We start from the raw sequence: 5096 nt of genomic DNA on the forward strand, positions 1-5096 counted from the left end.
GCAGTACGCCGAGGCTCACGAGCGCTGGGAAGCGCACAAGAAGCAGATCGAAGAGGCTGAGAAGGCCGGAGTCGAGGCCAGCGAAGCTGCCAACTACTCCTCCGACACGGCTGCCGGCGAGGATGCTCCTCAGCAGGAGGGCTCGCTTGCCTCCGACGAGGCCCTGCAGGCACTTCGCGAGAAGCTCACGGGCGGCGCTGAGTAATCACCCGTTCCAGACAAGAACCCCCGATCCACTGGATCGGGGGTTCTTGCGTTCGTGAGCGGAGCGAAGCTAGTTCGTGAGGGAGCGAGGGCCGAACGAGTCGTAGTGGCTTCGCGGTCCGGGGCGGGTTCCCAACCCGTCTTTGCGGATCTGTGCAGCGAGCACAGCTCCAGCGGCAGTCACCAGGAGGACGATCAATACGATGTTCATGGCAGTAATTCTGCTCCTGTGAAGATCGCGCCACCAGTGGCAGGAATGCCACCATTCGTTGATTTACTGCCACATCTGTGGAAGGCTTCAGCGTATGAAGACAGTTGCCGTAATCGTCCAGGACGGTGCCGAGCCTTTCGGCCTCGGTTCGATCGTGGAGGTGTGGGGCGAGCCCTATCACCCGGAGGACGACAACCCGGTGTTCGATTTCCGCGTCTGCACGCCGCGCCCAGGTCGGGTGCGCGGCCGTTCCGGCTTTGACCTGCACGTCGACCTGGGGCTCGAAGCAACGCTCGACGCGGATCTGGTCTGCTTCTCGCCCAAGCACGAGTTCCTCGACCACGACCCGCTGGTGATGGACGTCGCCAACGCCGCCTTCGAGCGCGGTGCGATCATCTACGCCCACTGCTCTGCGGCGTTCATGCTGGGCGAGGCTGGTCTGCTCGACGGCCGTGAGTGCACGACGCACTGGCGCTACGGTGACCACCTCGCACGCATGTATCCCAAGGCGATCGTTCGCCCTGAGGTGCTCTATGTACAGGACGGCAACATCCTGACCGGCGCCGGCTCAGCTGCCGGTATCGACGCTTCGCTGCACCTGATGCGGCAGACCTTCGGCGCCAAGGTCGCAGCCTCGACAGCGCGTCGTATCGTCGTACCTCCGCATCGTGATGGGGGACAGGCGCAGTTCGTCCGTACGCCCATGGGCCAGACTGAGTGCGACACGCTGTCGCCCCTGCTGGCGTGGGCGGTCGATCACCTCGACGAGCCGCTGTCCGTCGAGCGGCTCGCAGCCCAGGCGCACATGTCACCGCGTACGTTCGCGCGTCGTTTCCGCGATGAGACCGGTACGACACCGCTGCAGTGGCTAACGACTCAGCGGCTGCACCTCGCCGAGGAGATGCTTGAGAACTCCACTCTCGCGGTCGAACAGATTGCGACGAGGGTCGGATTCGGCAACGCAGCAACGTTGCGCCATCACTTCACCGCCGCTCGCGGAACCACGCCGCAGCAGTACCGCAAGACGTTCAGCAGCGTCGAACCGGTCGGGGTTGGCGCGTAGAACGCGCACTACCCGCAATGCAACTTGGAGTCCAAAACGTTACCCTCAACTCGTGCGCAGAACAGGTCTAGAGCTCAGTAGCGCGCTCGCCGTTGCGAGTTTCATCGCTGCGGCGATGGTCGCGTGGTACGTCGACCTGCCTCTGCGCGATCCCGATGGCTCGACCGGTCCGACCTACGTTCGACTGCCTGCAATCGTCCTGCTGGCATTGCTCCTCGACATCGTGCCGCGCGCAGTTATTCGCGCTTCGTCGTGGAGATCTGTCCGTGAGTCGATCGTCGAGGTGACTCGCGAGCGTTGGCAGCTTGCCAGCCTGCGGTTCATGCTCGTAGGACTGGTCGGCTGGTACGTCACGTATGCATCCATTCGCAATCTCAAGGGCATGGTGCCGTTCGCTCATCACGAGCTCTATGACACCAAGCTGGATCGGCTCGATCAGGCCATGTTCGGGGGCCATCGTCCGACCGTGCTGCTCCATGACCTGCTGGGCACCGACATTGCGGCACATGTGCTCTCGTTCTTCTACATCGTGTGGATCGTCGCCCTGCCGGCATCACTCGCCGTTGCTCTCGTGTGGGCCCGGCGTGACCGCGTCAGCTCATGGTGGGTCACGGCTGTCTCGCTCGACTGGATCATTGGCGTCATCCTCAACTACGCTCTCCCGACCCTCGGGCCGATCTATGACCGCCCAGCGGACTTCGCTGGGCTGACCCACACCTGGACGACATCTCTCCAGGAGTCCATGTGGACCGAACGGCTTGAGGTGCTCGCCGACCCGGCCACCACTCATACGGTCCAGAACATCGCCGCGTTCGCTTCCCTCCATGTCGCCATCGCGACGACAGCGTGCATTGTGGCCCACCGTGCGGGCTTGCATCGCGCGCTGGTTCAGTCCCTGCGCGCATTCCTGGTGATCACCATGATCGCGACGGTGTACTTCGGGTGGCACTACGTGTCAGACGTGATTGCCGGCCTGCTGGTCGGCATCGTCGCGGCATGGGTAGCCGAGCGTTTCGCGGCTCCAGAGGATACGAAACGGGACGAGCCAACGAGCACAGCACGGCCAAAACGTGCCGCCGCGCATGATTTGGCCTCCAGGCAGGGCCTTTCGTGACCTCTGTCACCCGCTAAGCGGGCGATGTCGCGATCAATGTGAACCGCTCGACGAAGTATGGTTCACTCGATAGCTGATCCGACAGTCGTCAATCCCTAGGTGGTCATACCGTGGCAGTTTCACGCCACAGGCATGCTGCAAAGCCCGCAATCGGGCGACGCGTTGCTTCGCACATCATCCCGACGATCGGGATGATGGCCATTGTTACGGCAGGTACGGCAGTCGCACTCAGCGATGACCTTCCCGCGATCTCGGCGTCCAAGCCCGATCTGATCGCCGCGTCGATCGACCAGGGTGCAGCAGACGTCAGCCGCAGTGCCGACCGTGCGCCGCTGCTGAACGAAGCCGCAGCAGACGAGCTCGTCAAGGGCCACCAGTACGCGCAGCAGGTGCTCGAAGTCCACGCAGCCGCCGGCGAAAAGTCTCCTGTCCTCGCAAAGCTCGGAGTTGGCGACAGGGTTCGAGTCACCGGAGTCACCGATGGCGACTGGGCTCAGGTCATCCACAAGGACCTGCCTCGTTGGGTCCTTGCCAAGGGAATTGCCAAGGACATGCCACTTGGTACGGCACCGTGTGCTTCCGGATCCGGTTCTGAGGCCGGTCTGCGCCCGGACACGATCAAGGTGCACAGGGCTGTCTGCCTTCTGTTCCCCAGCGTCACGCGATACGGCGGTGTCGCCGGCCGCGGCGAGCACGCCACTGGCCAGGCTCTCGACATCATGGTGTCGACTGATCTCGGCAACGAGATCGCCTTGTTCCTGCAGGAGCACCGCGCCGAGCTCGGCATCGAGTACCTCATCTGGCGTCAGCGCATCTGGCGTCCGTCCACTTCCGGCGCATGGCGCGGAATGAGTGATCGCGGTGGAGCTACCGCCAACCACATGGACCACATTCACGTCACGACCTACGGCAACGCTGCACAGTAGGGATCTGCACGTGCTGACGGTCGGGCTCACCGGTGGAATCGGCTCGGGCAAGAGCACTGTCAGCGCTCTCTTGGCGTCTCACGGGGCCGTCATCATCGACTACGACCAGCTCGCCCGTGATGTCGTGGAGCCCGGCAGCCCAGCCCTTGCGGCGATCGCTGAACGATTCGGCCCCGGTGTCATCGCGGCAGACGGAACGCTCGACCGACCCGCGCTCGGTGCCGTCGTGTTCGCTGACGCCGCTGCGCGCAAGGACCTCGAAGGCATCACCCACCCCGCGATCCGTGATCTCGCGGTTCAGCGGCAAGTTGCTGCGGGCGATGATGCGATCGTCATCCATGACAACCCTCTACTCGTGGAGATGGGCGCTGCCGCCTACTGCGAGGTCGTGATCGTCGTCGACGTACCGGTCGAGGTGCAGGTCGAACGTCTCATGTCGACACGTGGCATGACCGAGGACGAGGCGCTGGCTCGCATCGCTACGCAGGCATCCCGAGAAGTACGGACCGGTGCCGCCGATCTGGTGATCGACAACACCGGTCCGATTGACGAGCTCGAATCCATCGTCGGGGGGGTATGGGACGAGCTCGTGCTGAGAGCCGCCGCGTCCGATGGTGCAGGCCGCGACGGCACGACCAACTAGGCCGCTATGTCCGGATCTGCGATCCGGCGCAGTGTGGCCAGTGCCTCGCGCTCGAGCTGACGTACGCGCTCGGCCGAGATGCCATGTCGCTTTCCGATGTCGGCAAGCTTCTGCTGGCGTCCGTCGAGCAGGCCGTAGCGAGCTCGTACGATGTCGGCTTCGCGCTCACCGAGGTGATCGACCAGCGTTGCGATCAGCTGGCGTGACTCGTCGTCCAGGACGGCGAAGTCGGGACCAGGTGTGGTCTCGCGGGCGATCAGGTCACCGAGCGACGTGTCGCCGTCCTCATCGACAGGTGAGTCGAGGCTGACGTGGTCACGTCCCCAGGCCATCAGGTCGATGACGCGGTCGATGTCCATGCCGAGCTCGAGAGCGATCTCCTGCGGCTCAGGGTCGTAGCCGAGCTGGCGCTCGAGGTTGCGGCGCGCGGCCGTCACCTGGTTGAGCTCCTCGACAACATGCACCGGGAGACGCACGACGCGGGCCTGCTGGGCGATGCCGCGAGTGATCGCCTGACGTACCCACCAGGTGGCATACGTCGAGAACTTGAATCCCTTGGCATAGTCGAACTTCTCGACGGCGCGGATCAGTCCGGTGTTGCCCTCTTGGACCAGGTCGAGCATCGGCATGGCCGAACGTCCGTACTTGCGGGCGATCGACACGACGAGGCGAAGGTTGGCCTGGATGAATTCCTGTACGGCCAGATCGCCCTGCTCGGCTAGCCAGGTCAGCTCTTCTTCGGTGGCAGACTTCGGCGCACCACCCTTGCGACGGCCGACCCGGCCCTCGGCGAGGAGGTGGCGGGCGAAGAGCCCGGCCTCGACGGTCTTGCTGAGCTCGACTTCTCGTGCGGCGTCGAGCAAGGGAGTGCGAGCGATTTCGGCGAGGTACATGCCGACGCTGTCCTTGCCTTCAGTCTTGGTGTTCATGAACGC

At 64.0% G+C, this 5096-nt stretch carries 6 protein-coding genes and 1 pseudogene; 5 read left to right on the forward strand and 2 right to left on the reverse strand.

Annotated features, from left to right (window positions below):
• Window positions 1-205, forward strand: a pseudogene (gene rpsA / locus V6M39_RS09695) (30S ribosomal protein S1); the annotation flags it as partial.
• Between the two features lie 69 nt (window positions 206-274).
• Here rpsA and V6M39_RS09700 read toward each other — a convergent pair.
• A complete protein-coding gene (locus V6M39_RS09700; protein ID WP_332643617.1) occupies window positions 275-415 on the reverse strand; it encodes a hypothetical protein in 141 nt (46 codons plus the stop codon).
• A 94-nt stretch (window positions 416-509) separates the two neighbouring features.
• Here V6M39_RS09700 and V6M39_RS09705 point away from each other — a divergent pair, with 94 nt between their 5' ends.
• From V6M39_RS09705 to coaE, 4 genes are all read left to right on the forward strand, one after another.
• The gene (locus V6M39_RS09705) at window positions 510-1478 is read left to right on the forward strand and encodes a GlxA family transcriptional regulator (RefSeq protein WP_332643618.1); all 969 of its coding nucleotides are present in this window, start codon (window positions 510-512) and stop codon (window positions 1476-1478) included.
• 52 nt (window positions 1479-1530) lie between these two features.
• A complete protein-coding gene (locus V6M39_RS09710) occupies window positions 1531-2592 on the forward strand; it encodes a phosphatase PAP2 family protein (RefSeq protein ID WP_332643619.1) in 1062 nt (353 codons plus the stop codon).
• 110 nt (window positions 2593-2702) lie between these two features.
• Entirely contained in the window at window positions 2703-3518 is an 816-nt protein-coding gene (locus tag V6M39_RS09715) for an SH3 domain-containing protein (RefSeq protein ID WP_332643620.1), read from the forward strand.
• A gap of 10 nt (window positions 3519-3528) precedes the next feature.
• Window positions 3529-4161, forward strand: coding sequence for a dephospho-CoA kinase (coaE, locus tag V6M39_RS09720; protein ID WP_332643621.1), 633 nt, complete (start codon window positions 3529-3531; stop codon window positions 4159-4161).
• Here the strand turns inward: coaE and V6M39_RS09725 are convergent.
• Complete coding sequence (locus V6M39_RS09725; RefSeq protein ID WP_332643622.1) at window positions 4158-5090, reverse strand: sigma-70 family RNA polymerase sigma factor; 933 nt, start codon at window positions 5088-5090, stop codon at window positions 4158-4160. The genes coaE and V6M39_RS09725 overlap by 4 nt on opposite strands.
• Between the last annotated feature and the right edge of the window lie 6 nt (window positions 5091-5096).

Source organism: Aeromicrobium sp. (assembly GCF_036675695.1).
Lineage (GTDB): Bacteria > Actinomycetota > Actinomycetes > Propionibacteriales > Nocardioidaceae > Aeromicrobium.

Bases quoted from the DNA above. Each gene is read 5' to 3' on its own strand.
- V6M39_RS09700 (WP_332643617.1), bottom strand. From the start codon at position 415: ATGAACATCGTATTGATCGTCCTCCTGGTGACTGCCGCTGGAGCTGTG.
- V6M39_RS09705 (WP_332643618.1), top strand. From the start codon at position 510: ATGAAGACAGTTGCCGTAATCGTCCAGGACGGTGCCGAGCCTTTCGGC.
- V6M39_RS09725 (WP_332643622.1), bottom strand. From the start codon at position 5,090: ATGAACACCAAGACTGAAGGCAAGGACAGCGTCGGCATGTACCTCGCC.